We start from the raw sequence: 24,439 nt of genomic DNA on the forward strand, positions 1-24,439 counted from the left end.
TGCTGGTCACCATGACGACCACTCCCCACGACGACGCCCCCGTCGTCGCAGCCCCCCGCGCGACCCTCACCCCGAAGAAGCTGTACCGCATCGTCGCGATCGCCGAGGCGATCACGTGGACCCTCCTCATCACGGGGCTCATCCTCCGCGCCACGAGCGACCTCGCGATCGCGGTGACGATCGGCGGCAGCATCCACGGTTTCGTGTTCCTCGCCTACGGGGCGACCGCGATCCTCACCGCCATCAACCAGCGCTGGAGCGTGCGCCTCGGCCTGCTCGCCGTCGTCACGGCCGTCATCCCCTACGCGACGATCCCCTTCGACATCTGGGCGCACCGCGCGGGCAAGCTCGAGGGCGACTGGCGTCGCGAGGCGACCGACGACCCCCGCGACGCGCGCTGGTTCGATCGCCTGGTGCGGTGGATGCTGGGCCACCCGTACCTGCTGGCGGCACTCATCCTGCTCGCCGTCGTGGTGCTCTTCACGGTGCTGCTGATCCTCGGCCCGCCCGTGCCCAAGGCCTGAGCGGAGCGCGCGCCGCTACTGGTTGAGCGCGGCCCCCAGGAACATCGCGCCGACGAACACGAGCACGGCGATCATGACGTACATCCACACGGTCTTGGCGCTCATGCTTCTCCTGGTGCTCGGGGCCCCGGACTCAGCGTCTCGGGGGCTCGGGTAACGGCGTCTCCCAGCCTAGGCCGCCGATAGGCTTGAGCGCGTGACGAGCCCCGCGACGATCCCCGCTCCCGACACGGTCGACAACGCCGCCGCGACGCCCGAGAAGCACCAGCCTTTCGAGGCTCTCGGCCTCAAGCCCGACGAGTACGAGGCGATCAAGGCCCTCCTCGGTCGCCGCCCCACGAGCGGCGAGCTCGCGATGTACTCCGTCATGTGGAGCGAGCACTGCTCCTACAAGTCGTCGAAGGTGCACCTCCGTCAGTTCGGCCAGAAGGTCTCGGACGAGATGCGCGAGCACCTCATGGTCGGCATGGGCGAGAACGCGGGAGTCGTCGACATCGGCGAGGGCTGGGCGGTCACCTTCAAGATCGAGAGCCACAACCACCCGAGCTACATCGAGCCGTACCAGGGTGCGGCGACGGGCGTCGGCGGCATCGTGCGCGACATCATCTCGATGGGCGCCCGCCCGGTCGCGGTCATGGATGCTCTGCGCTTCGGCGCCATCGACCACGCTGACACGGCTCGCGTCGTGCCCGGTGTCGTGAGCGGCATCAGCCACTACGGCAACAGCCTCGGGCTGCCCAACATCGGAGGCGAGACGTACTTCGACGCCGTGTACCAGGCGAACCCCCTCGTCAACGCGCTCGCCGTCGGGGCGCTCCGGCACGAGGACCTGCACCTCGCGAATGCGCGCGGCGTCGGCAACAAGGTCGTGCTCTTCGGCGCGCGCACGGGCGGCGACGGCATCGGCGGCGCGAGCATCCTCGCGAGCGACAGCTTCAGCGAGGGCGGGCCGACGAAGCGGCCCGCCGTGCAGGTGGGCGACCCGTTCGCCGAGAAGGTGCTCATCGAGTGCTGCCTCGAGCTGTACCGTGGCGAGCTCGTGGAGGGCATCCAGGATCTGGGCGCCGCCGGCATCTCGTGCGCGACGAGCGAGCTCGCGGCGAACGGCGACGGCGGCATGGTCATCGACCTCGACGCCGTCCTGCTGCGCGACCCCACGCTCACGGCCGAGGAGATCCTCATGTCGGAGAGCCAGGAGCGCATGATGGCGATCGTGGCGCCCGACAAGCTCGAGGCGTTCCTCGCCGTGACGGCGAAGTGGGATGTCGAGACGAGCGTGCTCGGCGAGGTCACCGACACGGGTCGGCTCGTCATCCACTGGAAGGGCCAGAAGATCGTCGACGTCGACCCGAAGACGGTCGCGATCGACAGCCCCGTGTACGAGCGCCCCCTCGCCCGCCCCGAGTGGCAGGACGCCCTGCAGGCCGACAGCGCCGTCGCCCTGCCCCGCCCCGCCGATGACGCCGAGCTGCGTACGCAGGCGCTGCGCGTGCTCGGGTCGCCGAACCTCGCCGACCCGAGCTGGATCACCGACCAGTACGACTACTACGTCATGGGCAACACGGCCCTCGCGACGCCCGACGACGCGGGCATGATCCGCATCGATGAGGAGAGCGGGCTCGGCGTCGCGCTCGCGACCGACGCCAACGGCCGGTACTGCCAGCTCGACCCCTACGCTGGAGCGCAGCTCGCCCTCGCCGAGGCGTACCGCAACGTGGCCGCCACCGGAGCCGTGCCGCGCGCGGTGAGCGACTGCCTCAACTTCGGCAGCCCCGAGAACCCGGCGGTGATGTGGCAGTTCCAGCAGGCCGTCACGGGTCTCGCCGACGCGTGCCTCGAGCTGGGCATCCCGGTCACGGGGGGCAACGTCTCCTTCTACAACCAGACCGGCGACGTACCCATCCACCCGACCCCCGTCGTCGCCGTCATGGGCGTCATCGACCACGTCGACCGCCGTCTGCCCTCGGGCTGGCAGGACGAGGGCGAGAACCTCTACCTGCTCGGCGTCACGCGCGATGAGCTCGACGGCTCGGTGTGGGCGGGCACGATCCACGACCACCTGGGCGGGCTGCCGCCGCGCGTCGACCTCGCCGCCGAGCGCAACCTCGGCGGGCTGCTCGCCGCGGCCGCGGAGGAGGCGCTCGTCACGAGCGCGCACGACCTCTCCGACGGCGGACTGCTCGCAACCCTCGCCGAGGGCGTGCTGCGCTTCGGTGTCGGCGCGCGCGTCTGGATCACCGAGCTCATGGAGCGCGATGGCGTGGATGCTCTCGCCGCACTCCTCGCGGAGTCCACCGCCCGCGTGCTCGTGTCGGTGGCCCGCGAGGACGACGTGAAGTTCCGCGGCCTGTGCGCGGGACGCGACGTGCCGGTGCTGCGCGTGGGTGTGACCGACGGCGAGGTCGACGGCCTCGAGATCCAGGACCGCTTCACCCTCAGCCACGCCGAGCTCACGGTCGCCCACCGCAGCACGCTGCCCGAGCACTTCGGCCCCCTCGTCGGCGGCTGACCGTGCAGGGGCTCGGCGCGGCGGAGGTGCGCGAGCGCCTCGAACGCGGCCAGGGCAACGCCATGCCGAGCAGCACGGGGCGCTCGTTCTGGCGCATCATGCAGGCGAACCTGTTCACGCTGTTCAACCTCATCGTCGGCGGCGCGTTCGCGCTGCTGCTCGTGCTGGGCTACTGGCAGGACGCCCTGTTCGGGCTCTTCGTCATCGCCAACGTCGTCATCGGGGTGGCGCAGGAGTTCCGCGCCAAGATCACTCTCAGCAGGCTCGCGGTGCTCAACGCCCCGAAGGCTCGAGTGCTGCGTGAGGGCACGACGATCGAGGCGCCCACCGCGGAGGTCGTGCTCGACGACATCCTCGTGCTCGCCGCGGGCGACCAGGTGACCGCCGACGCCGAGGTGCTCGAGGCGCACGGGCTCGACGTCGACGAGTCGCTCCTCACGGGCGAGGCCGACCCCGTCGCCTCCGGCCCGGGGCGCGAGCTCATGTCGGGCTCGACGGTCGTCGCCGGCAGCGGTCTCGCGCGCGTGATCCGCGTCGGCGGCGACTCCTATGCCGCGCGCATCACCGCCGAGGCGAAGCAGTTCTCGCTCGTGCGCAGCGAGCTGCGCGGCGGCATCGCGCGCATCATCCGCTGGATCACCGTGCTGCTGCTGCCGGTCGGCGCGATCGTCGTCAACGGCCAGATGCAGGCGGCCGGCGGCTGGGCGGTCGCGATCGAGTCGGGAGCGTGGCGCGAGGCCGCGGTCGCGGCGACGGCGAGCCTCATCGCGATGATCCCCCAGGGGCTCGTGTTCATGACGAGCGTCGCGCTCGCCGTCGGCGCCGTGAAGCTCGCCCAGCACGAAGTGCTCGTGCAGGAGCTCGCGGCCGTCGAGGGCCTCGCGCGCGTCGACATGCTGTGCCTCGACAAGACGGGCACCCTCACCGAGGGCCGCATGGTGCTCGACGGCGTCGAGCCGCTCGCAGCTGCCGACCTCGCGCCCGCCGCGCAGGCCGTGCTCGCCTGGATGGGCGCCGACCGCGACGCCAACGCGACCACCCGTGCGCTCGTCGAGCGCTTCACCGCGCCGCCGACCGAGCAGCCGGTGCGCGCGATCGAGTTCTCGAGCCGCCGCAAGTGGAGCGCGGTCTCCTTCGCCGACGGCCCGGCCCGCGGCACGTGGGTGCTCGGGGCCCCCGACATCGTCCTCGCCGACGTTCCTGATGCGGCGGATGCTCTCGCACGGTTCGACGAGCGCGCGACGGCCGGCGAGCGCACCGTCGTGCTCGCCCGCACCGACGCGATTCTCGACCCTCCCGTCGAGGCGCCCGAGGGCGAGAGGCCGCCCGAGCCCGCCCTGCCCGCCGACCTCGCGGCAGTCGCCCTCGTGTCGTTCCGCGAGAAGGTGCGCGACGACGCCCACGAGACGCTCGGCTACTTTCGCGAGCAGGAGGTCGAGCTGTGCGTCATCTCGGGTGACGACCCGCGCACCGTGGCGGCGGTCGCGCGCGAGGCGGGCATCCATCATGAGGGCCCCGGGTACGACGCGAGACAGTTGCCGGAGGAGGACGCAGCGCTCGACGCCATCATGGCCGAGCACCGCGTCTTCGGCCGCGTGACGCCCGAGCAGAAGAAGGCCATGGTGCTCTCGCTGCAGCGCCTCGGCCACACGGTCGCGATGACGGGCGACGGCGTCAACGACGCGCTCGCGCTCAAGCACGCCGATCTGGGCATCGCGATGGGGTCGGGAGCCGCCGCGACGCGCGCGGTCGCCCGCCTCGTGCTGCTGGATGGCCAGTTCAGCCGCCTGCCGCGCGTCGTGGCGGAGGGACGACAGGTCATCGCGAACGTCGAGCGCCTCGCCAAGCTGTTCCTGTCGAAGACGACCTACGCGATCCTGTTCGCCGTCGTCTTCGGGGCGCTGCTGTGGCCGTTCCCGTTCCTGCCCCGGCAGCTGTCGATCGTCGACGGCCTCACGATCGGCCTGCCCGCGCTCGTGCTCGCGCTGCTGCCGAACATCCAGCGCTACCGCCCGGGGTTCCTGCGCCGGGCCGCGCGGTTCTGCATCCCCTCCGGCCTCGTCGTGGGCGGCACGCTCATCTCCGTCGTCGCCTACGCCTACCTCGGCGGCTACGCCCCGCCCGTCGTGCAGACGGCGGCCGTCATCACCCTCACCCTCACGGCGCTGTGGGTGCTCGTGATCCTCTCGCGACCCTTCACGTGGATCACGAGCCTCGTCGTCGTCGCGGCCTACGCGGGGCTCGGTGTGGTGTTCGCGATCCCGGCCGCCGTCGACTTCCTGCAGCTCGGTGCCGCCCCGCTCGAGCTCCTTCTGGTTGCCGTGGGAGCGAGCGCGATCGGCTCCCTCCTGCTCGAGGTCCTGCACCGGATCGTCTCGCGCAGCGACCCGCGCTAGAGGGGCATCACCGCACGGCCCGCGCTAGACGACCCCGGCGCGGGCACGTCGCCGCACGGGCAGGCGCAGCCGTCGCTGCGCGAGGAGCACTCCGAGCAGCACGAGCAGAGCGCCGACCGGCTCGTTCCACACGAGCACCTCGCCGAGGACGAGCACGCCGAGCGCGACGCCCACGACCGGCGAGATGTACGTGACGGTCGCCGACCGGGTCGCACCCCACACGCGCACGACGTTCTGGTTCCACGCGTAGGCGAAGCCCGTGCCGAGCGCCCCGAGCAGCACGATCGCGATGACCACCGAGGGCGTGAGCGTCATCGGGTCGAGGCCGATCGCGGGGGTGAGGATGAGCATCCAGACCGCCGCGAGGGCGATCATGACGAACGACAGCATGATGGCGCTGAGACCGCTGTCGCGCAGGAAGCGGCGCATGTAGCTGAGGCTCACGCCGTAGCATGCAGTGGCGCCGAGCACGGCGAGGTAGGGCACGATGCCGCCCGTGCCCGCACCGAGCCCCTGCCACGGGCCGACGATGACGACGACGCCGAGGGTGCCGACGGCAATGCCCATGATCTGCTCGCGAGCGAGCGTCTCCACCTTGAACAGCAGCCCGGCCAGGAGGGCCGTCCAAATCGGCGTCGTCGCGTTGAGGATGCTCGTGACGCCGGAGGCGAGGTACTGCTGCGCCCATGCGAAGAGCAGGTACGGCAGCGCGGCGAAGGTGACCGAGAGCACCGCGAGGTGCCCCCAGACGCGCCGGTCGCGCGGAAGCCGGTCGCGAGTGACGAGGGCGATGAGGCCGAGGGTGAGCGCGCCGAAGACGGTGCGGCCCGTCGCCACCTGCGCCGGCGAGAGGCCCTCGAGGGCGAGCGCCATGAAGAGGAAGCTCGCGCCCCACACGAGGCCCGCGAGACCGAACTGGATGGCGATCCAGGTATCAGACCTGGACGGCGCGGTCGGCGCTGCCTCCGTCGACTCCGGGAGGGCGACCGGGACGGTCGCGGGTGCCGGCTCATCGCCGTCGAACGGGGCTGCGCCGGAGCGCTCAGGCGTCGCCGCCGCGGGGTTCTCGTGACTCACGGAGTGAGACTACTGCCCGGCGAGGTCGCGTACGGCTCCCGCCGATCGCGCCGTCCGATACCCGCGCACGGGCGAGAGCCGTCAGTCGTTGCCGGATGCAGCGATACTGCCGGTGGAGGCGATCTGCTCGTGGTGGTGGATCACTTCGGCGACGATGAAGGAGAGGAACTTCTCGGCGAAGGCGGGGTCGAGCTCCGCCTCCTCGGCGAGCGCCCGCAGGCGTTCGATCTGCACGCGCTCCCGATCGGGATCGCTCGGCGGCATGCCTGTCGCCGCCTTGAGCCGACCGACGGTCTGCGTGCACTTGAAGCGCTCGGCGAGGAGGTGCACGAGCGCCGCGTCGATGTTGTCGATGCTCTTGCGCAACGAGGCGAGCTCATCGGCGGCAGCGGCGTCCATGCTCCACAGCGTACTGTCTCGCAGGCCCGCGCACGGGTCGGCGCCCCTCGACGCGTGAGTCGCGAGGCGCCTCGCCGCGCGTGGCGGGTCGGCCTACCTCCCTGCGCCCGCGCCCTCTTCGAGCATCGCGGTGCGCAGGGTGGAGCGCGCCTCCAGCAGTTCGAGGTCCTCCACCCAGCGGTGGTCGACTCCCGCCCAGAGATCCTCGTGCAGGCCCTCGAGCATGCGGTCGGCGAGGAGGAGGTCCTCATCGGCGAGCAGCTCGGGCGTCGCGATGATCGCGCGCTCGATCTGCCCGACGAGGGAGAGGATGATGCGCGGCTGGTCGGGGGAGCCCGACAGGGTCACGCGAATCGCGGCGCTCACGGGACCGCAGGCGGCCGGCAGCGTGAGCTGCTCGGCCGTCGGGTCGAGAACCGTCGACGAGGCGGCACTGTGGTGCGGCGCCGTGGCGGTCGAAACCTGGTGTGTCGTCAGAGTCATGCCCATGACGGTAGAAGCCTGGACGTACCGCGAATAGGGGGTTGACGACATGCCCTGTCGAGCGATAAGGGAATCATTGCGCCCCTCTCTCTCGGGGGGCCGAAGTGGCGGTGGCGGAGCATAGCTCACGGTAGAGGCTCGCGCCAGGGGGTCGGGGGCGGATTGACGCTACCCCGACGGTTCGGTTGGGTTGCCTGAGGGGATCACAGGTCTGGGGGACACGATGGCAATGAGCACGCTCACGGGCACGATGCGACATCGACCGCGGGCGACCGTCTCGGTCGTCATTCCGGTGCGGGATGACCGTCACCACCTGGAGCGCTGCCTCGACGCGCTCTCCGCCCAGACGCATCCGCCGTTCGAATTCATCGTCGTCGACAACGCGAGCTCCGACGACAGCGCCGCGGTCGCCGCCCGATACGGCGCGGTCGTGCTGCACGAGAGCGAGGTGGGCATCCCCGCCGCGAGCGCCACGGGCTACGACGCCGCGCGCGGCGAGTTCATCGCCCGCGTCGACGCCGACAGCGTGCCGGGCGCGACCTGGATCGCGTCGGTCTGCGAGCTGCTCGAGCGCCACCCCGAGCTCGCCGCCGTGACGGGCGGCGGCACGCTCATGGACGACGACGGGCGGCCGCACCTGCGCTCCTCGCGCCTCTACATGCGGTCGTACTTCGCGCTCGTGGGTCTCGCACTCGGCCACCCCCCGCTGTGGGGCTCGGCCCTCGCGATGCGGCGCACGGTGTGGAACGAGGTGCGCGGCGAGGTGTGCCGCCACGACGCGCGCATGCACGACGACATCGACCTGAGCATCCACATCGGCCCGCAGCGCAGGATCGCGGTCGATCGACGTCTGACTCTCGCCGCCTCCGCGAGCCCGCTCTCCCTCGACGGCGCGCTCCTCGTGCGCCTCTGGCGCGGCCTGTACACGATCATGCGTCACTGGCCGCGAGAGTTCCCCATCCTGCGCTGGCTACGTCGGCAGCAGTCCCAGCGGGCCGGCCTCACCGCCAGTCCGACCCCGCAGCCGCTCGCGCCCGCGGGGGGCGCGCTCTAGGAGACCGCTGAACAATTCGGGGGTTTAAGGCGCGCCTGCGGACTGGTCCGGGCTGCGGGTTAAGACTTGGTTCATGCAGGGTAGTGACGATGGTCAGCGTCAACTGTTGGATGTTCAGTCCTGGGCGGGTCATTTGCTCCCGCGGGGGTCGGTGTTCGCGTTCCTGGCCGCTCACCGGAGGCAACTGTTCCCGGATGACGCGTTCGCGGATCTGTTCCCGTCCGGGCGGGGTCGTCCCTCGATCCCGGCGGATGTGATCGCGTCGGTGTTGGTGTTGCAGACGATTCATAACCTCTCCGATCGGGAGACTGCGGAGGCGGTCACGTTTGATCTGCGCTGGAAAGCGGCCTGTGGGTTCGCGGTGGCCCAGACAGCGTTCCACCCGTCGGTGTTGACGTATTGGCGGCGCCGTCTGGCTGGCAGTGAGCGGCCGCATCGCATCTTCGATGCCGTGGCCGAGGTCATCGCTCAGTCGGGGGCGTTGACCGGTCGACGGCGACGGGCGATCGATTCCACGATCCTCGACGATGCGGTTGCCCGGCAGGACACGGTGACCCAGCTGATCGCGCAGATCCGCCGAGTCGGGCGGGAGGTCCCCGCAACGGCGGAGCTCATCGCGGGCCTGCCCGGGCATGACTACTCCACGCCTGGGAAGCCGGACATTGCCTGGGATGACCCGGCCGCCCGCGATCTGCTCGTCTCAGCGTTGGTGAACGACGCGTTGACGCTGCTGGCGGAGCTCGACGGTGTCGAACTGAGCGAGAAGCAGCAGGAAACGGTGGCGTTGCTGGCACTGGTCGCAGGGCAGGACGTTGAGCCGGCGGAGGATTCCGATGGCACCGATGGGCGGTGGCGGATCGCCCGGAAGGTCGCCCCGGAGCGGATGATCTCAACCGTTGATCCGGACACCCGGCATGCGCACAAGTCGCGGGAGAAGAAGCAGGACGGCTTCAAAGCCCACGTTGTGATCGAGCCGGACACCGGTCTGGTCACCGCTGCCGCCCTCACGAAGGCGTCCGGGGCGGCGAACAGCGACGCGGCCCGCGGGGCGGAGCTGCTCACCGCCGATACCAGCATCGGCGAGGAACCGGTCGACGTGCTGGCCGATTCGGCCTACGGCAGCGGTGAGCTGCTCGACCAGATCGGAACCGCCGGTCACACCGCGATTATCAAGCCGATGCCGCTGGCCCGGGCGGTTCCTGACGGGTTCACCATCGATGACTTCACCGTCGATGACACCGCGGGAACGATGACCTGCCCGGCCGGAGTCACCCGACCGATCGCCGCCAAGGGAACAGTGACCTTCGGCAGCGTCTGCTCCTCCTGTCCGTTGAAGCTTCGATGCACCACGGCGGCGCGAGGACGGAAGATGACCGTGACTGCGCATGACCGGATCAAACGCGAACACCGGGCCCGAGCCGCGGATCCTGGCTTCCAAGCCGATTACCGGCAACACCGGCCAATGGTCGAACGCTCAATCGCGTGGCTCACCCGCGACGCCAGACGCGTGCCGTTCCGTGGCGTCGCGAAGAACAACGCCTGGTGGGTCACCCGCGCCGCCGGAATCAACCTCAAACGACTTCTCAACCTCGGCCTCACCTTCCACAACGGGAACTGGGCGCTCGGATAGAGCCAGCCAGTGCGCCCAATCACGGTCGCAGCTCGGCGGAACCCCCGCCAACAGTGCCGCAACGCCGCCTTCCGGGCAGACAACTATTGGCACGGCAGACCAAGAACCGAGCCACCGACGCCCGCCCAGAGAACCGACACGGCCCAGCCGACCACGGTCAAGACCCCTTGTTCAGCAGTCTCCTAGGGGCTCGCGCTCAGGAGCGCCCGCGCGCGACCCGTCGCTCGAGCACGGCGCGAACCTCGGGCCAGTCGTCGATGGTCACCGAGAACTGGGCGGTGTCGCGCCACGAGCCGTCTGACCGGGGCTGCTCGCGCCGCACGACGCCCTCGAAGTGCGCGCCGATGCTCGCCATCGCCGCTCGGGAGCGCTCGTTGAGCATGTCTGCTTGCAGCTTGACGCGACCGTAGCCGTGCGCGAACACGTGACCGAGCAGCAGGAGCTTGCAGGCGGCGTTGACGCCCGAGCCCCAGTGCTCGGGCGCGTACGCCGTCCAGCCCAGGTGGGCGTACTGGAGGATCGGCGAGAAGTCGGTGAGGCTCGAGGTTCCGACGACCTCGCCCCGGGCATCCCGCACCACGTACGGATGCCCGCGACCGATCGGCAGGTACTCGGGCAGCCAGCGCGCGAAGTCCTCGCCCTCTCGGAAGCCCGCCGGGCCACCGCCCCAGCCACCCGCGAAGACCTCGCGGTGCGCGAGCGCCGCCGTGAGCCCCGGCAGATGCTCGTCGCGGTACGGCTCGAGCGTGACGCCGTGCCCGGAGAGCACCTCGAACGGCGGCGGGGTCGTCGGGTACGCCATGCTCGCCGTCAGTCGAGCAGGTCGTGGCGCTGGATGATCGCGTCGCGGCCAGGCCCCACGCCGATCGCCGAGATGCGCGCGCCGCTCATCGCCTCGATCGCGAGCACGTAGTCCTGCGCATTCGTCGGCAGGTCGTCGAAGGTGCGCGCACCGGTGATGTCCTCGGTCCACCCTGGTAGCTCCTCGTAGACGGGCTTCGCGTGGTGGAAGTCGCTCTGCGAGACGGGAATCTCGTCGAACCGCACGCCGTCGACCTCGTAGGCGACGCACACGGGGATGCGCTCGAGGCCCGTGAGCACGTCGAGCTTCGTCATGACGAAGTCGGTGACGCCGTTGATGCGTGCCGTGTATCGAGCGATGGGCGCGTCGTACCAGCCGCAGCGGCGCGGGCGCCCCGTCGTCGTGCCGAACTCGAAGCCGGTCTTGCGCAGGAATTCACCGGACTCGTCGAACAGCTCGGTCGGGAAGGGCCCGGCGCCGACGCGCGTCGTGTACGCCTTGACGATGCCGATGACCCGGTCGATGCGGTTCGGGCCGATGCCCGAGCCGGTCGCTGCGCCGCCCGCGGTCGAGCTCGAGGAGGTGACGAAGGGGTAGGTGCCGTGGTCGACGTCGAGCATCGTCGCCTGGCCGCCCTCGAAGAGGAGGGTCTCGCCGCGCTCGAGCGCCTCGTGCAGAACGAGGGCGGTGTCGGCGACCATCGGGCGCAGGCGCTCGGCGTACGCCAGCAGGTCGTCGACGACCTCGTCGACCAGGATCGCTCGGCGGTTGTAGACCTTGACGAGCAGGTGGTTCTTCTGGTCGAGGGCGCCCTCGACCTTCTGGCGCAGGATCTTCTCGTCGAAGAGATCCTGCACGCGGATGCCGACGCGGTTGATCTTGTCGGCGTAGGCGGGGCCGATGCCGCGCCCGGTCGTGCCGATCTGGCGCTTGCCGAGGAAGCGCTCGGTGACCTTGTCGATCGTGCGGTGGTACTGCGTGATGACGTGGGCGTTGCCGCTCACGAGGAGCTTCGACACGTCGACGCCGCGCGCGCTGAGCGCCGTGAGCTCGTCGAACAGCACCTCGATGTCGACGACCACACCGTTCGCGATGACGGGGATGACGCCCTCGGTGAGGATGCCGCTGGGCAGCAGGTGCAGGGCGTACTTCTCGTCACCGACGACGACCGTGTGGCCAGCGTTGTTGCCGCCGTTGAACTTGACGACGTAGTCGATGCGGCCGGCGAGGAGGTCGGTCGCCTTGCCTTTTCCCTCGTCGCCCCACTGGGCTCCGATGATGACGACGGCAGGCATGGCGGTCCCTTTCGGATCGAGTCGGGATGACCCCTGAGTCTATCGGCCTCGCCCGCACCGGGGGTCGGGCGGGCACCCACGCGGGCGCGGGTGGTGCTTCAGACCGCGGCCCACTGCCCGCGCGCGGGGGCGGGGTGGGCTCGCGCGAGGCTGCCGGGGGCGAGTCCCAGCCGCTGCTCGGCCGCGCCGAGCACGATGGTGTCGGCCTCGTCGACCCCGATGATGTCCATTGCGTGGTGCTGCACGGCGACACCGTCGGCCACCGCGGTGAGCATGCGCGCGTCGGCTGCGGGGTCGACGCTCGTCGCGATGCCCGCGTCGACGACGCGCTCGATGAGGTCGATGAGGATGCGCTCGCAGTCGCGGTGGTGCCGGTCGAGGGCGGCGGCGAGGGCGGGCGTGCGGGGCGCTTCGCTCCACGCGTCGATCCACACGCGGTAGTGGTGCTCGGGCGTGGCGGAGAGCCACCCGGCGAGGGCGGCGAGCGGCTCGAGCCCGTCGAGTTGGGCGCGGTCGCTCGCGAGCTCGCGCGTGACGGCGTCGTCGAAGGCCGCGGCGACGAGCTCATCGCGGCTCGCGAAGTAGTGGCGGATGAGCCCGTGCACGACGCCGACCTCGGCCGCGACATCCCGCAGCGTCACCCCGGCGAAGCCTTTGGTGGCGACGAGGCGCAGCGTGGCGCGCACGATCTCGTCGCGCCGCTCGTCGGATGTCTTGCGTTCTGCCACGCCTCGAGCATAGGCGCGACCGGGGGCCCGTTGTCCAGGTGGACAGCACGTGCTAGCTTTATTGTCCAGTTGGATAACAAGGTCGCATCGCGACCATGACCGGAAAGAGAACGGGATGCTCAGCCGCACCCGCACCGCCCCCCACGCCCGGGCGCCGCGCCCCTCGGCGCGGCTCGTGCCGAGCGTCGTCGTGAGCATGGTGCTGCTCTCCGGCGGGTCCTTCGTCATCTTCCCGCTCATTCCCGCCCTGCAGAGCACCCTCGGCGTGAGCACCGCCGAGATCGGCTACCTCGCCGCCGCCGGCTTCGGCGCCGCCCTCATCGCCGAGCTTCTCGTCGCTCCCGCCGCCGACCGCGGCCACGCCCGCCTCATGGCGGTCGCGGGCGTGCTGCTCATCGCCGCCTCCCTCGCCTTGAGCGCCGCGGCCGGCGCGGGCTGGCAGCTCATCGCCGCGCGCGGGCTCGGCGGTTTCGGCTTCGGCATCTTCGTGATCGCCGCGAGCGCCCTGCTCGTGCGCAGCGATCCCGCGCGCAGCGGCGAGCTGCTCGGTCGCCTCGGAGCGGCCGAGCTCGCCGGCATCGCGGTCGGGCCGCTCGCTTCGGGTGCGGCAGTCGCGATCGCCTCCCCCTCCGTCATTCTCGCGGTCGCCGCCGCGTGCGTGCTCGCGGCCCTCGTGCCCGTTCTCCTCGGGTTCCGCGAGCACCGCGCGACACCCTCGCTCGGGGACGACCCGCACCCCCGCACGGGCGGCATCACCGCGGACGTGGCGGGCATCGCCGCCGGGGTCGTCGGGTTCGACCGCGCTCCCGAGCCCGCGGCCCAGCCCGCTGCCGAACCCACCGCGGCGCCTCCCGCGACGTCCACCCCGCGCTCGAGCTTCGACCTGCTGCGCCGCCCCAGCATCATCGGCATCGTGCTGCTCTACGCCGCCGTCATGGTGCCGACCGGCGCGTACGACGGCATCTGGCCGCGGTACATGGCCGACATCGGGGCTGGCCCCCTGCTGACGGCAGCGAGCTACGTCCTCTTCGCCATTCCCTACGTTCTCCTCGCCGCCTGGGCGGGGCGCCTCGCCGACCGCCGCGGAGGTGTCGCGGCCTACTGGCGCGGGCTCCTCCTGCTGCTGCTGATCGTGGGCATCTACGGCATCATCGGCAACCCGTGGGTCGCCACGGGGCTCGGGTTCGTGGAGTCGACGGGGCAGGCGCTCGCCGTCATCGGCGCGGGTGCCGCGATGGCCCACGCCGTCGACCCCGCACGAGCCGGGTCGGCACAGGGCCTGTTGCGCGGCATCGGTCTGGCCGCCGCGACGATCGCCGCCATGGTCTCCGGCCACGCCTACGAGGCGGGCGGCCCGCTGCTGCTCTTCGGCGGAACGGGGGTCGCCGTCGCGGTGATCGCCGCGGTCGGGATGCTGCTCGTGCGCCGACGCTGACCTCCACAACTCAGGAGATCCTGCGCGCCTCCGACTCGCGACGCGCCGGTACGGCCCTCACCCTGGGGACTGTGGACGCCGAGGCCGAGCCGCATCTCCTGAATTGTGGAGATGGGCGGGGTGCTGGGCGCGGTGCGGCCCGCGCGGCCCGGCACCCGGCCGACTCACGGTGTTGGCGCCGACACTGTAAGCGTGGGCCGACAGAGAGACCTCGAGAGTGGCGACTCGGCCGCGCGAGCGCCGAAGAACTGCGCCGCGTGCGGCCGGCGCATCGAGTGGCGCGCACGGTGGGCGCGCGACTGGGAGAACGTGCGCTGGTGCAGCGACGCGTGCCGACGGCGGGGCGTGACCGCGGTGGATCGCGAGCTCGAGGCGAGCATCCGGAGCCTGCTGGCGAGCCGCGCGGCCGGCGCGACGATCTGCCCGAGCGAGGCGGCGCGCGCCGTCGCCGCCTCCCGCCCGGATGCGCCCACCGCCGAGCCGGGAACCGAGCCCTGGCGCGCGCTCATGGAGCCGGCACGCCGTGCCGCGCGACGCCTCGTCGCCGCGGGCGAGGTCGAGATCACGCAGGGCGGCCGGGTCGTCGACCCGTCGACGGCGAAGGGACCGATCAGGGTGCGTCCCGTGCGCTGAGGCGCTGGCGGTGCCGGGCCGCTACACGACAGGCGTCTGCTGGTGCGCCGCCGTGCGCCAGCGACCCTCCTGGTACACGTATGTCGTGCTCATGCGTCGGTCCACGACATCGTCGCCCCGCACCGCGCGCGCCCGGTAGACGAGGATCGCCGCGCGGTCGCCGAGGCGCACGACGCGCTGCTCGCTCAGCTCGTAGGAGTCCCACGGGGAGCCTTCGAGCGCCGCGAGCACGGCACCGCGCTCGATGACGCCCGTATCGACGATCATGACCGCGTCCTCGGTCATCGCGTGGTGGTAGTGGGTGCCGCCTTCGCCGCGGCACAGCGCCTCCCACCCGTCGTGCTCCTGGCGGATGAGCTGGGCGGGCAGATCGTCGGTGATCGCAGTCATGGGCTCAGTCCACCGGTTGCGGCGGGCGCCGTCAAGAACCGTTCGTCTCGGGATGCTCCGCTCCCGCCGCGTGCACCCGCACCCACTCGTGCATGACGACGGCGGCCGCGGCGCTCGCGTTGATCGAGCGCGTCGACCCGTACTGCCGGATCTCGATGACCTGATCGGCCGCGGCGAGCGCCGCCTCGCTGAGCCCCGGCCCCTCCTGCCCGAACAGCAGGATGCACGCGCGCGGCAGGGGCGCAGCATCCACGGGAACGGAGCCGGGCACATTGTCGACCGCGACGATCGGCAGGTCGTGCGCACGCGCGAAGGCGATGAGCTCGGCGATGTCGGAGTGGTGGCGCACGTGCTGGTAGCGGTCGGTGACCATCGCGCCGCGCTTGTTCCAGCGACGGCGGCCGACGATGTGCACCTCGCTCGCGAGGAACGCGTTGGCGCTGCGCACGATCGAGCCGATGTTCATGTCGTGCTGCCAGTTCTCGATGGCCACGTGGAAGGGGTGACGACGTTCGTCGAGGTGGGCGACGATCGCAGCCATGCTCCAGTAGCGGTACTCGTCGAGCACGTTGCGGGTGTCGCCGTGCTCGAGCAGCTCGGGGTCGAGTCGGGGGTCGTCGGGCCACGGTCGAGGGTGCGGACCGAGGCCGTGGGTAGTCCACTCTGGCGTGGGCTCGGGGGTGCGCTCGAGCCCCCGCGACTCTCCTCCGTCAGTCATTTCTCGAGCGTAGCCCCGGCGTGACGTAGCCTCGAAGCAGCCGGCGCACGTCGGCGGATGCCGAGCGCCGACGATCGCGAAGGGACGACCGCGTGGCCACGACCGAAGCGAGCTCGCCCGCCGCCCCGCCTCCCGTGCCCAGCACAGGGCGCGACACCGCGGTCGACTTCGTGAAGGCCGCGTGCCTCATCGTCGTCGTCGGGCTGCACGCGATGATGGCGGGCTTCACGGTGGGGCCTGAGGGCCTCACGATCACGAACGCTCTGGACGGGCATCCCAACTTCGCGTGGTCGACGTGGGCCGTGCAGGTCATGCCGCTGTTCTTCCTGCTGGGCGGGTTCTCGAGCCTCACGCAGTGGCGGCGGCTGCGGGCCGCGGGCGTCTCGGCCTCCGACTACGTGCGCATGCGCATCACGCGGCTCGTGCGACCGGCGGTGCTGTTGTTCGCGCTCGTCGGGCTCACGCTCGCCATCCTCGCTCTCACCGGGCTGCCCGCCGACATTCTGCGCGAGGTCGGCTTCCGCATCGGGCAGCCGCTGTGGTTCTTGGCGGTGTACATCGGATGCGCGGGGCTGGTTCCCGGGATGACCGCCCTGCACGAGCGGGCCCCGCGCCTGACCCTCGGCGCGCTGCTGCTCGCGGCGGTCACGGTCGACTCCGTCGTGGCCGCGACGGGCCTCGAGCTGCTCGGAGCCCTCAACCTGTTCTTCGTGTGGGTGCTCATCCAGCAGCTCGGGTTCGCGTATGCCGACGGCATCATCGGCGTCCTACCGCGCTGGGCGCTGTTCCTGCTGGCCGTGGCGGCGTTCGCGCTGCTCCTGTTCCTCACGACCGTGTTCGGGTATTCGACCGACATGTACGAGAACCTCAACCCGCCAACCGTGTGCATCCTCGTGCTCGGGGTGGGCCAGCTGATGCTGTTCGCGACGGCGCACCCGTGGCTGCGGGCACTCGCCGACAAGCCGCGCGTCGCCCGCGTCGGCCTGTGGGTGAACGCGAACTCGATGACGATCTACCTGTGGCACGTGCCCGTGATCGTGCTCGTCGTGGTCGTCATGCTCATCTCGAACCTGCCGTTCCCCGAACCGCTGAGCCTGCAGTGGTGGCAGACGCGGCAGCTCTTCCTCGTCGCGATCGCGGTCGCGCTCGTGCCCATCGTCATGCTCGTGCGGCAGTTCGACCGCAGTCGGCACGACGACCGCGAGGTGACGATGTCACCCCTGCTCGCGGCGACGAAGGTGCTGCTCGGAGTCGCGGGGGTGACCGTGATCCTGCTCGTCGGGTTCTCGCCGGCGGCGGGTGCGGCACTCGGCGTGCTGCTGCTCGCGCTTGCCGTGCAGTTGCGCGGGCGGCGGCGCAGGGTGCCGGAGCCGGTGGGTGAGGCGGGCGGTGCGCCGGAGCCTGCGGCCGCACACCCGCCCGCACCCGCACCCTCAATCGCACCCCGTGACGATCCCGCCGCTCCTTCACAGAAGCCCTGATCAGAAGGCTTTTCCACCGGGCACACGCCTCCACGTCTCCCCCTCTCGAATGTCGGTGGTCCCTGCTCGACTAGACCCATGACCACCTCCGAGCTCCCCCGGACGGCGACCGCCGCCGTCGACGGCGGCGTCTCGGCGATCCTCGACGCGATCATCGCGCTCGAGCGGCTGACCGCCTCCCTCGCGGCGTCGCGCGCGGTCGCGATCGACGAGCTGCGGCGCCTCATCCTGACGGCTGCCGAGCGGGATGCGCAGGGTGGGCGCTCGGGCGGCTGGGATACCGCGGTGACCGCCCGCCGCGTGGCCGCGACCGAACTCGCCGCGGCCCTGCGCGTCTCCGAGTCAGCCGCGCAGTCCCTCCTGGACGAGAGCGCGGCCCTCACCACGACTCTCCCGGGCACGCACGCGGCCCTGCGGGAGGGTGCACTGAGCTACGCCCACACCGTGGCGATCGTCGATGAAGCCCGCAACCTGCCGCCGTCGTCGCACGACGAGTTCGAGAAGACCCTCCTGCCGGAGTCCACGACGCGCACGGCTGCCGGCCTCCGCCAACGCGCCCGCATCGTGCGCGAGCGCCTGCACCCCGACTCGATCGATGAGCGGTGTCGCGACGCTCGCGAACACCGCGATGTTCGCCTCGAGCCTGCCCGCGACGGCATGGCCTGGCTCACCGCCTATCTGCCGGCCGAGAACGCGATCGCGGCCTATCGGCGTGTGAGCGAGATTGCCTCGAGCCTCGGCGGCTCCGGTGACGCAGAGCAGCGCGACGACCGCACTCTCGCCCAGCGCCGCGCCGACGTCATGACCGACCTCCTGCACGACGGCATCGTGTCCGGCTCGGGTGCGGGCCGCGGCGTGCGGGCGCAGGTGCTCGTGACCGTGCCCGCCCTCACCCTCCTCGACCGCCGTGGTGAGCACGCCTCCGACGTCCCACCCTCTGCTAACACTGGCTCCGCCAGCACCAGGGTCAGGGCAACTATCAGGGCCCACGACAGCGCCCGTGAGAGCGCCCATGACTGGGCCAGCGGAGCACCTGTCTCCCCTGTGCCGCCAGCGACGCTCGAGGGCTACGGCCCCATCTCGGCTGAGGTCGCCCGGCGCCTCGCCGCTCACGCCTCCAGCTTCACCCGCCTCCTCACCCACCCCGAGACCGGCGCGGTGCTCTCCGTCGGGCGCGACCGCTACGCGGTGCCACGCGACCTGCGGTTGTGGTTGCGCATTCGCGACGAGATCTGCCGGTTCCCGGGCTGCGGTCGCAGTGCGGCGAGCGCCGACGTCGACCACACGGTCGACTGGCAGCACGCCGGGGCCACACGACATGACAACCTCGCGCACCTGTGCGAGGCCCACCACCGACTCAAGCATCAGACCGCCTGGCTCGTGCACCAGGCAGGCGGCGGCGTGCTCGAGTGGACCGCACCCAGCGGGCGGCAGTACCGCACCGACCCCGCGACACGCCTCGCCTGTTAACCTCAGCCCATGAGCGCGCCGCTGTGGACTCCCGACGGCGACGACCTGCTCCTCCACGGCGACAACCTCGCCGCCATGGCGCACCTGCCTGACGCGAGCATGCAGCTCGTCTACCTCGACCCGCCCTTCAACACGGGTCGCACGCAGCAGCGCCGCAGCACCACGAGCACGCGCGACCCCGACGGCGCCTACCTCGGATTCCAGGGCACGAGCTACTCACGCACCGTCGAGACCCTCGGCCGCTACGACGACACCTTTCTCGACTACTGGGGCTTCCTCGCTCCGCGCCTCGAGCAGGCCCACCGCGTGCTGCGCGACGACGGCACCCTCTACCTGCACCTCGACTGGCGCGAAGCGCACTACGCGAAGGTCGCCCTCGACGCGCTCTTCGGCCGCGCATGCTTCCTCAACGAGCTCATCTGGGCCTACGACTACGGAGCCAAGTCCCGCCGACGCTGGCCGACGAAGCACGACACGATCCTCGTCTACGTCAAGAACCCCGACGCCTACTACTTCGACTCCGACGCCGTCGACCGCGAGCCGTACATGGCGCCGGGCCTCGTCACTCCCGAGAAGGCGGCGCGCGGCAAGCTGCCCACCGACGTGTGGTGGCACACGATCGTCACCACCAACGGCCGCGAGAAGACCGGCTACCCGACCCAGAAACCCCTCGGCGTCCTGCGGCGCATCGTCGCCGCCTCAAGCCGCGAGGGCGACTGGGTGCTCGACCCCTTTGCCGGCAGCGGCACGACAGCCGCCGCCGCCCACGAGCTCGGCCGCCGCAGCGTGAGCATCGACGCGAACCCCGAGGCCGTGCAGGTCATGAGCGACCGGCTCGGGATGCCCGTCACGGAGCTGAACGGCGAGCACAGCATCCCTCACCCGCCTCGCTAGGCTGAGCGGCATGAGCGACCGCCGCGAGATCGAGTGCTGGCTGACCGACATGGACGGCGTGCTCGTGCACGAGAACGCCGCCCTCCCCGGCGCCGCCGCGCTCATCCAGCAGTGGCGCGACACCGGCACGCCCTTCCTCGTGCTCACCAACAACTCCATCTACACGCCGCGGGATCTCGCCGCCCGCCTGCGCGCGAGCGGCCTCGACGTGCCCGAGGAGTCGATCTGGACCTCCGCGATGGCCACCGCAGACTTCTGCGCCAGTCAGATGCCGAACGGCACCGCCTACGTCATCGGCGAAGCCGGCATCACGACCGCCCTGCACGAGGCGGGCTTCATCATGACCGAGACGAACCCCGACTACGTCGTCGTCGGGGAGACCCGCAACTACTCCTTCGACGCGATCACGAAGGCGATCCGCCTCATCGGCAACGGCTCGCGCTTCATCGCCACCAACCCCGACGCGACCGGGCCGAGCGCCGACGGCCCCATGCCCGCCACGGGTGCGATCAGCGCCCTCATCACGAAGGCCACCGGCAAGGAGCCGTACGTCGTCGGCAAGCCCAACCCGATGATGTTCCGCTCCGCCATGAACCGCATCGGCGCGCACAGCGAGAACACGGCGATGATCGGCGACCGCATGGACACCGACATCGTCGCCGGCATCGAAGCGGGGCTCCACACCGTGCTCGTCCTCACGGGCATCAGCGACGAGACCGAGATCGCCAAGTACCCGTTCCGCCCGAGCGAGATTCTCACGGGAGTGCACGAGCTCGTCACCGCCGAGCCGCTCGAGACCGAGCTCTACGAGCCCGATCTGTCCGTCGAGCCATGAGCGACTACTGATCGACGGGCGGCACCGCGAGGCTGCCCGTGAGAGGCTCACCCGACGTGCGGCTCACGAAGCACGAGTACTCCCGATGCCCCTCGTCCCACTGCTCCTCGGTGACGGGGTACGAGCTCTGCACGGCGAGGTCGTCGTAGGCACCTGCCGCCGAGGGGTCGAGCACCGCCGGGTCGGTGCACGCCAGGTAGAGCGGCGCGCTCAGCGCCTCCCGGCCGGGGTACGGCGCGTCGTCCTCCGCTCCGAGGTCGTAGGTCACCCGCGCGATTAGCTGCCCGCCGTGCGGCTCGGCGCAGTCGACGACCGTGTACTCGTCCTGCCACGCATCCACGTAGGGGTCGAGGCACTCGCCGCCGAGCAGGTCGTCCCACCGGTACTCACCGGGCTCAACGGGCCCCACCGGCTCGACCGTCTCGGTCGGCGTGGGGGTGGGGGTGGGCGTCGGCGTCACGACCGGCGCCGGTGCGAGCAGGTCGGGCAGGCGCGTGCCGAGCAGGAAGAGGCCGGCGAGGGCGAGCACGGCCACGATCGCGCCCGCGATCCAGAGAAGGATGCGCGGACGCTTCCCGAGCGGGCCCGGCGAGCCGCCCGCGGGCGCCCCCGTCTCGTGCGCGCGCTCGTCGCTCACGCGAGCCCGAGGTCGGCCAGCCCGATCGCCGCGCGGTACTCGTAGCCGGCCTCCTCGATCACGCGCCGAGCATCCGTCGCCCTGTCGACGACGACCGCGACGGCGACGACCGTCGCCCCGGCGGCCTCGAGGGCGCGCGCCGCAGTGAGGGGCGACCCGCCCGTCGTCGAGGTGTCTTCGAGCACGACGACGCGCTTGCCGTCGACGTCGGGCCCCTCGACCTGCCGGCCGCGACCGTGATCCTTGGGCGCCTTGCGCACGACGACGGCGTCGTACGTGAGTCCGCGGGCGACCCCCTGGTGCAGCACGGCGGCGGCGATGGGGTCGGCGCCCATGGTGAGCCCGCCGACCGCGGCGACGTCGGGGATGTCGGCGATGAGGTCGCACATGACCTGGCCGATGAGCGGGGCCGCACGGTGGTCGAGGCTGAGTCGGCGCAGGTCGATGTAGTAGCTCGCCGTCGCTCCGCTCGAGAGCGTGAACTCGCCGTGGAAGACGGCCTCGTCGCGGATGAACTGGATGAGCTTCTCGCGCGCGTCGGTCACGCACGCCACTCTACTGCGGGGCGATCGGCCGCTCCGTGCCTAGGCTGGTGCCATGCGCATCGCCACCTGGAACGTCAACTCGATCCGCACCCGTCACGCTCGCGTCGTCGACTTCCTCGTGCAGTCCGACGTCGACGTGCTCGCAATGCAGGAGATCAAGTGCAAGCCCGAGCAGTTCCCCATGGCACCGTTCGAGGAGGCCGGCTACGAGGTCATCGCGCACGGACTGAACCAGTGGAACGGCGTCGCGATCGCGAGCCGCCTTCCGCTCACCGACGTCGCGACCGAGCTGACCGACCAGCCCGGTTTCGCGAAGGCGCACGAGGGACCGGATGCTCCCCTCGAAGCCCGCGCGCTCGGCGCCACGATCGACGGCGTGCGGGTGTGGAGCCTCTACGTTCCCAACGGCCGCGCCCTCGACGACCCGCACCTCGACTACAAACTGCGCTTCCTGCGTGCAGCGGCCGAGGAGGCGCGCACGTGGCTGAGCGAGAATCCGGATGCTCCGCTCGCGCTCACCGGCGACTTCAACGTGGCTCCCACCGACGCCGACATGGGCGACCCGAGCTTCGTGCCCGGTGTCTCCACCCACATCTCCCCCGCCGAGCGCGAGGCCTTCGCGGGGCTCGAGGCCGCGGGGCTCTCCGACGTCGTGCGCCCGCTCGTTCCGGAGGGCTTCACCTTCTGGGACTACAAGCAGCTGCGGTTCCCCCGCAACGAGGGCATGCGCATCGACTTCATCCTCGGCTCGCGCGGCTTCGCCGACCTCGTGGCGGGTGCGAGCATCGAGCGGGAGCAGCGCAAGGGTGACAGCCCGAGTGACCACGTGCCCGTCGTGGTCGAGCTCGCGCTCGAGCAGGAGGACGACGACCGCCCGATGATCTTCTAGCGAGGGTCGGGCCGAGGCCTCGGGCTGATTCCGTGAGCAGGGTCGCTACGGTGCCAGGAGCGCCGCGATGACGACGAGGATCGGCACGGCGAGCGCCGTCGAGATGAGACCGGAGTCTCGCGCGAGCGGCATGGCCGTCTGGTAGCGGGCCGCGTAGGTGTAGACGTTCTGCGCCGTCGGCAGGGCCGCGAGCACGACGACGGTGAAGAGCGCGACGCCCTCGAGCCCGAACACGAGTGCGCCGAGGCCCCACGCGACGAGCGGCATGACGATGCTCTTGAGGATGACGGCGAGCAGAACATCCCGTCGCCCGCTCCCCGGCTCCAGGATGCGGCGACCGTGCAAAGACAACCCGAAGACGACGAGGACGGCCGGCACCGCGGCGGCGCCGAGCAGACGGAACGGCTCGACGACCGGGTCGGGGAGGTCGACGCCGAGCAGGGCGACGACGAGCCCGAGCACCGAGGCGATGATGAGCGGGTTGCGCACCGGCTGCGTGAGCACCCGGCCGATCGAGAGCCGGCCGCTCGTCGTGACATCGAGGATCGTGAGGGCGATGGGCGCGAACACGACCAGCTGCAGGAGGATCACCGGGGCGACGAGGGTGGGGTCGCCGATCACGTACGCGGCGACGGGCAGGCCGATGTTGTTCGCGTTGACGTAGCCGGAGGCCAGAGCGCCGATCGTGAGCGCTGGAGGCCCTCGACGCCAGAGGAGGCGCGCGAGCAGCACGAACGCGAGCATGCACGAGAGCGCCGCGATCGCGGAGACGGGCAGCAGCGCCGAGAACAGTTCTGCGAGGTCGGCCTCGGCCATGACGCTGAACAGGAGCGCGGGGAGGAACACGAAGAAGGCGGCCCGCCCGAGCACGACGGCGGCGGTCGGGCCGAGCACTCCGACGCGCCCGACGAGGTAGCCGACGGCGATCACCGACCCGATGATCGCGAAGCCGATGAGCACGCCCGCCATCTCCCCAGTCTGGTCTAGGTAGTGCCTACCTATGGCATATCGCCCGCGACCTCGGCACACTGGAGGCACAGCACGACGCCCCCGGCGCTCCCGGGCGGCGACGTACCCCGATCGCCTCGCCTCGTGCGGGCAGCCCCGAATCAGGAGAAGTCATGCGACGCACTGCACCCGCCGTGGGCGCCCTCGCCCTCGCCGTCACCCTGGGCCTGACCGGATGCTTCGGCAACCCGCTCGAGCAGCTCACCGAGAATCTCGTTGAGGGCGGTGTCGAGAACCTCATCGAGGACCAGACCGGCGTCAACATCGACGTCGACGGAGGCGGCGGGGCGAGCCTGCCCGACAGCTGGCCCTCCGACGTGCCCACCCCTGATGGCTCCGTGCTGTTCTCGGCGGGAGTCGACGGCAACTTCACGGCGAGCTTCGAGATCTCCGGGCCCGAGGTGGTCGACCAGCTGCGCGGCGACCTCGAAGACTCCGGCTACGCGCTCACGCAGGAGGCCGACTACGGCGGGCTGCTCAACTACCTGTACGAGAACGACACGTACACCGTCACCGCGGTCTACATCGCGGGGGAGGGCGAGAACGCCGACACGCTGCAGTACAGCATCGTCCTCAAGGAGCAGCAGTAGGGGTTCCCCCAGCGGCG

At 71.1% G+C, this 24,439-nt stretch carries 24 protein-coding genes; 13 read left to right on the forward strand and 11 right to left on the reverse strand.

The features are described from left to right. Positions 1-11 precede the first annotated feature (11 nt). The 3 genes from IE160_RS11885 (at position 12) to IE160_RS11895 (ending at position 5,429) form a co-directional block, all read left to right on the forward strand. Positions 12-524 carry a DUF3817 domain-containing protein gene (locus IE160_RS11885; RefSeq protein ID WP_191151228.1) on the forward strand — a complete coding sequence of 171 codons (513 nt, stop codon included), beginning with the start codon at positions 12-14 and terminating at the stop codon, positions 522-524. A gap of 196 nt (positions 525-720) precedes the next feature. After that, positions 721-3,033: a phosphoribosylformylglycinamidine synthase subunit PurL gene (gene purL, locus IE160_RS11890; protein WP_191151229.1), complete on the forward strand. Its 2,313-nt coding sequence runs from the start codon at positions 721-723 to the stop codon at positions 3,031-3,033. A gap of 2 nt (positions 3,034-3,035) precedes the next feature. Continuing rightward, a complete protein-coding gene (locus IE160_RS11895; RefSeq protein WP_224744489.1) occupies positions 3,036-5,429 on the forward strand; it encodes an HAD-IC family P-type ATPase in 2,394 nt (797 codons plus the stop codon). A 24-nt stretch (positions 5,430-5,453) separates the two neighbouring features. Here the strand turns inward: IE160_RS11895 and IE160_RS11900 are convergent, their stop codons facing one another. From IE160_RS11900 to IE160_RS11910, 3 genes are all read right to left on the reverse strand, one after another. Further along, the gene (locus tag IE160_RS11900) at positions 5,454-6,506 is read right to left on the reverse strand and encodes a DMT family transporter (RefSeq protein ID WP_224744490.1); all 1,053 of its coding nucleotides are present in this window, start codon (positions 6,504-6,506) and stop codon (positions 5,454-5,456) included. A gap of 81 nt (positions 6,507-6,587) precedes the next feature. Next, positions 6,588-6,905: a chorismate mutase gene (locus tag IE160_RS11905; RefSeq protein ID WP_191151230.1), complete on the reverse strand. Its 318-nt coding sequence runs from the start codon at positions 6,903-6,905 to the stop codon at positions 6,588-6,590. Between the two features lie 93 nt (positions 6,906-6,998). Continuing rightward, positions 6,999-7,388, reverse strand: coding sequence for a hypothetical protein (locus IE160_RS11910; RefSeq protein ID WP_191151231.1), 390 nt, complete (start codon positions 7,386-7,388; stop codon positions 6,999-7,001). Positions 7,389-7,617: 229 nt separating this feature from the next. Here IE160_RS11910 and IE160_RS11915 point away from each other — a divergent pair, with 229 nt between their 5' ends. Continuing rightward, entirely contained in the window at positions 7,618-8,442 is an 825-nt protein-coding gene (locus tag IE160_RS11915) for a glycosyltransferase family A protein (RefSeq protein ID WP_191151232.1), read from the forward strand. A 73-nt stretch (positions 8,443-8,515) separates the two neighbouring features. Continuing rightward, a complete protein-coding gene (locus tag IE160_RS11920) occupies positions 8,516-10,072 on the forward strand; it encodes an IS1182 family transposase (protein WP_179871905.1) in 1,557 nt (518 codons plus the stop codon). A gap of 196 nt (positions 10,073-10,268) precedes the next feature. Here the strand turns inward: IE160_RS11920 and IE160_RS11925 are convergent, their stop codons facing one another. The 3 genes from IE160_RS11925 to IE160_RS11935 form a co-directional block, all read right to left on the reverse strand. Further along, positions 10,269-10,874 (reverse strand): GNAT family N-acetyltransferase, encoded by a 606-nt coding sequence (locus IE160_RS11925; RefSeq protein WP_191151233.1) that lies wholly within the window; start codon positions 10,872-10,874, stop codon positions 10,269-10,271. A gap of 8 nt (positions 10,875-10,882) precedes the next feature. Then, positions 10,883-12,169: an adenylosuccinate synthase gene (locus IE160_RS11930; RefSeq protein ID WP_191151234.1), complete on the reverse strand. Its 1,287-nt coding sequence runs from the start codon at positions 12,167-12,169 to the stop codon at positions 10,883-10,885. A gap of 98 nt (positions 12,170-12,267) precedes the next feature. Next, positions 12,268-12,897 carry a TetR/AcrR family transcriptional regulator gene (locus IE160_RS11935; RefSeq protein ID WP_191151235.1) on the reverse strand — a complete coding sequence of 210 codons (630 nt, stop codon included), beginning with the start codon at positions 12,895-12,897 and terminating at the stop codon, positions 12,268-12,270. A 115-nt stretch (positions 12,898-13,012) separates the two neighbouring features. Here IE160_RS11935 and IE160_RS11940 point away from each other — a divergent pair, with 115 nt between their 5' ends. After that, entirely contained in the window at positions 13,013-14,332 is a 1,320-nt protein-coding gene (locus IE160_RS11940; RefSeq protein ID WP_191151236.1) for an MFS transporter, read from the forward strand. Between the two features lie 192 nt (positions 14,333-14,524). Beyond that, positions 14,525-14,965: a DUF2256 and DUF3253 domain-containing protein gene (locus IE160_RS11945; RefSeq protein WP_224744491.1), complete on the forward strand. Its 441-nt coding sequence runs from the start codon at positions 14,525-14,527 to the stop codon at positions 14,963-14,965. 21 nt (positions 14,966-14,986) lie between these two features. On the opposite strand, the gene IE160_RS11950 is transcribed toward IE160_RS11945, so the two are convergent. Then, entirely contained in the window at positions 14,987-15,355 is a 369-nt protein-coding gene (locus IE160_RS11950) for a nuclear transport factor 2 family protein (protein WP_191151237.1), read from the reverse strand. 31 nt (positions 15,356-15,386) lie between these two features. Beyond that, entirely contained in the window at positions 15,387-16,073 is a 687-nt protein-coding gene (locus IE160_RS11955) for a TrmH family RNA methyltransferase (protein ID WP_179872752.1), read from the reverse strand. 92 nt (positions 16,074-16,165) lie between these two features. Between IE160_RS11955 and IE160_RS11960 the strand changes: the two genes are divergently transcribed. From IE160_RS11960 to IE160_RS11975, 4 genes are all read left to right on the forward strand, one after another. Then, on the forward strand, positions 16,166-17,554 hold the full coding sequence (locus IE160_RS11960; protein ID WP_191151238.1) for an acyltransferase family protein: 1,389 nt from the start codon (positions 16,166-16,168) through the stop codon (positions 17,552-17,554). Positions 17,555-17,632: 78 nt separating this feature from the next. Beyond that, complete coding sequence (locus IE160_RS11965) at positions 17,633-19,024, forward strand: HNH endonuclease signature motif containing protein (protein ID WP_191151239.1); 1,392 nt, start codon at positions 17,633-17,635, stop codon at positions 19,022-19,024. 9 nt (positions 19,025-19,033) lie between these two features. After that, complete coding sequence (locus IE160_RS11970) at positions 19,034-19,918, forward strand: DNA-methyltransferase (RefSeq protein WP_191151240.1); 885 nt, start codon at positions 19,034-19,036, stop codon at positions 19,916-19,918. A 10-nt stretch (positions 19,919-19,928) separates the two neighbouring features. Next, positions 19,929-20,753 (forward strand): HAD-IIA family hydrolase, encoded by an 825-nt coding sequence (locus IE160_RS11975; protein WP_179872756.1) that lies wholly within the window; start codon positions 19,929-19,931, stop codon positions 20,751-20,753. 4 nt (positions 20,754-20,757) lie between these two features. Here IE160_RS11975 and IE160_RS11980 read toward each other — a convergent pair whose 3' ends face one another. Both IE160_RS11980 and pyrE read right to left on the reverse strand, forming a co-directional pair. Further along, positions 20,758-21,390: a septum formation family protein gene (locus IE160_RS11980; RefSeq protein ID WP_191151241.1), complete on the reverse strand. Its 633-nt coding sequence runs from the start codon at positions 21,388-21,390 to the stop codon at positions 20,758-20,760. Further along, on the reverse strand, positions 21,387-21,935 hold the full coding sequence (pyrE, locus tag IE160_RS11985) for an orotate phosphoribosyltransferase (RefSeq protein ID WP_179872758.1): 549 nt from the start codon (positions 21,933-21,935) through the stop codon (positions 21,387-21,389). The genes IE160_RS11980 and pyrE overlap by 4 nt, the downstream gene beginning before the upstream one ends. A 52-nt stretch (positions 21,936-21,987) precedes the next feature. On the opposite strand from pyrE, the gene IE160_RS11990 reads away from it, so the two are divergent. After that, positions 21,988-22,824 (forward strand): exodeoxyribonuclease III, encoded by an 837-nt coding sequence (locus IE160_RS11990; RefSeq protein ID WP_179872759.1) that lies wholly within the window; start codon positions 21,988-21,990, stop codon positions 22,822-22,824. 45 nt (positions 22,825-22,869) lie between these two features. On the opposite strand, the gene IE160_RS11995 is transcribed toward IE160_RS11990, so the two are convergent. After that, positions 22,870-23,793 (reverse strand): AEC family transporter, encoded by a 924-nt coding sequence (locus tag IE160_RS11995; protein WP_191151242.1) that lies wholly within the window; start codon positions 23,791-23,793, stop codon positions 22,870-22,872. Between the two features lie 152 nt (positions 23,794-23,945). Between IE160_RS11995 and IE160_RS12000 the strand changes: the two genes are divergently transcribed. Further along, positions 23,946-24,422, forward strand: a complete 477-nt coding sequence (locus IE160_RS12000) for a hypothetical protein (RefSeq protein ID WP_179872760.1) — start codon at positions 23,946-23,948, stop codon at positions 24,420-24,422. The last annotated feature ends 17 nt before the right edge of the window (positions 24,423-24,439 follow it).

The organism is Chryseoglobus sp. 28M-23, assembly GCF_014789785.1.
Lineage (GTDB): Bacteria > Actinomycetota > Actinomycetes > Actinomycetales > Microbacteriaceae > Microcella > Microcella indica.